General features: G+C 41.4%; 3 protein-coding genes. All 3 read right to left on the reverse strand.

Annotated elements, in window-relative coordinates:
• A partial coding sequence (locus H6S82_RS24915; RefSeq protein ID WP_191056875.1) for an EAL domain-containing response regulator occupies positions 1–1,934 on the reverse strand: 1,934 nt, incomplete at its 3' end.
• A 192-nt stretch (positions 1,935–2,126) separates the two neighbouring features.
• Positions 2,127–2,522 (reverse strand): hypothetical protein, encoded by a 396-nt coding sequence (locus H6S82_RS24920; RefSeq protein WP_190474111.1) that lies wholly within the window; start codon positions 2,520–2,522, stop codon positions 2,127–2,129.
• A 503-nt stretch (positions 2,523–3,025) separates the two neighbouring features.
• The coding region (locus tag H6S82_RS24925) for an SDR family oxidoreductase (protein ID WP_191056876.1) at positions 3,026–3,406 on the reverse strand (381 nt) is incomplete at its 5' end.

A 3,406-nucleotide genomic window follows, 5' to 3' on the forward strand; every position in this document is an offset into this window, starting at 1 on the left:
TCTTTCTGTAGTACTGCCTGTAATATTTGCTTGCGAGCCAAAAGTTCCGTTGCAGTTTCCTTATCTACAGGCATAGAGATAAAGTACCCTTGCCCGAAATCGCATCCTAATTCTTGCAACTTCTGTAGCTGGAAAAGCGTTTCTATCCCTTCTGCTACTATATCCATACCTCGGCTGCGGGCAAGCGTAACAATGGTTTGCACAATTTGAGTATCATCTTTATCCGAAGCAATGCGACTCACAAAAGAGCGATCGATTTTTAAAGTATCAATGGGAAACTCGTGCAAGCGGCTTAAAGAAGAGTAGCCTGTACCAAAATCATCAATACATAAATTAATACCTAAAGCTTTTAGTTGCTTTAAAGTTTTTTCTTCCCAGTCTAAAGTTTCTAAAATACAACTTTCGGTAATTTCTAGTTTAAAAGATGTTATTGGTATCGCAGATTCGCGTAAAATTTCTTCTATTCGATGCAGCAGATCCACTTGTTTAATTTGCACGGCAGAAAAATTTACGTTAATTGCTAGGGGAGGTTTTTGGGGAAACTGTTGTTGCCAAATCTTTAGTTGGCGACACGCTTCCTGCAAAACCCACCACCCTAAATCGTCGATCAATCTAGTTTCTTCAGCAATAGGAATGAACCGATCGGGCGATATTAATCCTAAAGATGGATGATCCCAGCGCAGCAATGCTTCAAAACCACTTAGCTTACCTGTAGAGAGGCATACAATTGGCTGATAGTAAAGGCAAAATTCCTGTCTGGCGCTGGCGGTGCTTGAGCAAGGTAGCAAGTCGATCGCCCGTCTTAAGTCATTTTCCAGCTGCAACCGTGCCATCGCAAGTGTTTGCATTGTGGGATCGAAGACTTCGTAACGCCCTTTCCCTTTAGCTTTAGCGCGATACATTGCCGCATCTGCATCCCTGAGCGCGTCTTCTGGGCGATCGTATCCCGTGGTGCTGAGGATAATGCCAATACTTACTTCGGTGAACACTTTATAATCGTTTAATTGAAACGGCTGTTTTAATTCTTTTTGGATGCGATCGGCAACTTTAGTCGCTTCGCTTATATCTTTAATATCTGACAATAAAATAACAAACTCATCTCCCCCAAAACGCGCAACAGTATCTGTGTGACGCAAACAAGCTTGCAGTTTGCGGCTAACACTTTTCAGTAATTCATCGCCTAACAAATGTCCCAGGCTATCGTTTACTACTTTGAAGCGATCTAGATCGATGAATAGCACCGCATATAAATAATCTTGACGTTCGCGAGCAGCCTGGATCGCCTGTGCTAGCCTATTCATAAACCAAGCTCGGTTAGGCAGATCCGTCAGCGAATCTTGAAAGGCAAAACGCCCCAATTTTTCTTCCCTCTGCAATAGTTGAATTTGCGTTTTTTGAAGATCTTGCATAGCGTCTGTAAGTTCCGATGTTCGCTCAGCCACTCGTTGCTCTAACTCTTGTGTCAGCTTCTGCAATTCTGTTTCTGCTGAGATCCGCGCCGCAATTTCCTGTTTGAGAAGCTGATTTTGAGCTTCGAGCGTCTTCGTCAAAGAACGCAGTTTTAAATGCAGTTTTACTCTAGCCAAAACTTCTTCTTGCTGAAAAGGTTTGGTAATATAATCGACCGCCCCTATCGATAGACCTTTTATTTTGTTTATATTGTCGGTTAGCGCCGTCATAAAAATTACGGGAATATCTTTTGTTGCCACTGATGCTTTCAAACGACGACAGGTTTCAAAACCATCTATTCCTGGCATCATTATGTCTAACAGAATTAGGTTCGGCGATACCTCATTTAGCTTTTCTATCGCGCTTTCTCCATTTTCTGCCACTAACACTTTGAAGCCAGATGATTTCAAAAAACTAAACAGCAATTTGAGGTTAGCAGGATGGTCGTCAACAACTAGGATTAACTCTTGTTTTGGATTTTCCATTTTTATTTACTCGCTGATTATTAACAAATTATGTCAATAGGCTGTTTTAAATAGTTTTGTACCGCGTCTATTACGGGGATCGCACTCTGGCTAAGTTTATTTTCCTGACTTGCATCCCCATTCTTATCTATGCTAATTATCGTATCGGTAGATTTATCAGTAATTTCAATAACAGGCGTGCCATAATTGGGGTTATAACCAGCACCAGCATATTCTTTTTTTTACTCCAAAACTAATATAATTCACACTTGAAAAGTGCTGGAGTTGCCAAAAAAAGTAACTTGTTTTCCTCCTCATACCGTCTGGATTCCACAGATGGAAACGACGAATGGGTTCGATGCCGATCGCATTGACCGAGTGCGGCGTTTCCAAGTAAGTTTCTAAGTGCCGATCGACACTGGCGGTAACTTCGCGCCGCCATCGCGTGCTGACTTCCTTAACTGCTTTCTGGCCGTTGCGTAGCGAAAGCCACCCTGTCAAGCCTACAGCGCCAAAGATTTGCAGGGCAAATGGCATCACTAAAACAAGGCGTAGCGCCACTTTTCGTGGAATTTTTGCAATTTGATGCTCGCTTGTTAGAAGTGTCATGGGAGAGTTGTTTGTTTGGATGGTTTTGCTAGAAACAGTCGCTCGCCCTTGGCTATATAAAGCAAAAGCTAAAAAAATATTTTACTCTCTTAGCTTGACTCTTGGTGGGGGAAATTCATAATTTTTCAACTAAACTTAATATAAACATATAGGATTGAGTAATAAAATATATGATTGTCTTTTGTGAAAGCAATCTCTTTGAGACTGCTTCTCAATAGATATGATAAAATAAATAATTCTGCAAATTAATTTTATATCTTATTAAGAATCCTATCCTAAAAGCAATAATCATGTTTGATTAATAAATTATTTCGTTTAATTAAAAAATTTTTATCGCTCAGGGGCTGTGTACTAACTCAAGTTGCTACTTAGTATACGTATGTTGTTGCGATCGAGCGCTTCAGCGCAACAACATACGTATTTGCAGGTAAATGGCAATTTGAGTTACTTCTATAAATTAGACTTACACACAATTCAAATCAACTGAATTTATGCGTAAGCCTCTACCCTTGTAGCAGCGACTGCGCCCCATCAATCCAAATTTCTGTGCCGCTAATATGGCTGGAAGCGTCCGAAGCCAAAAATAGTACCAACTGTGCGACCTGTTCTGAAGTTCCCGGGTCTCCGTCAGTTAACGGTATTTCCCCTTCCGGAAACTCAACGGGTTCTTTAACTTTATCCAGGTTGCGTCGTTGCGTGTTTTCGTCTATATTCGTTTCGATCGCACCCGGACAGATGACATTCACGCGGACACCATGTTCCGCCAGTTCCAACGCCACCATTTTCGTAAATGCAACCTGTGCAGCTTTAGAACATGAATAGGCAGTGGCACCGGTATTGCTAAACATTCTAGTACCGTTAACCGACGAGGTAATAATAACCGA

Source organism: Planktothrix sp. FACHB-1355 (genome assembly GCF_014748295.1).
Lineage (GTDB): Bacteria > Cyanobacteriota > Cyanobacteriia > Cyanobacteriales > Aerosakkonemataceae > Aerosakkonema > Aerosakkonema funiforme_A.

Excerpts from the sequence above, each read along its gene's own strand:
- H6S82_RS24920 (WP_190474111.1), bottom strand. The coding sequence starts at position 2,522 with ATGACACTTCTAACAAGCGAGCATCAAATTGCAAAAATTCCACGAAAA.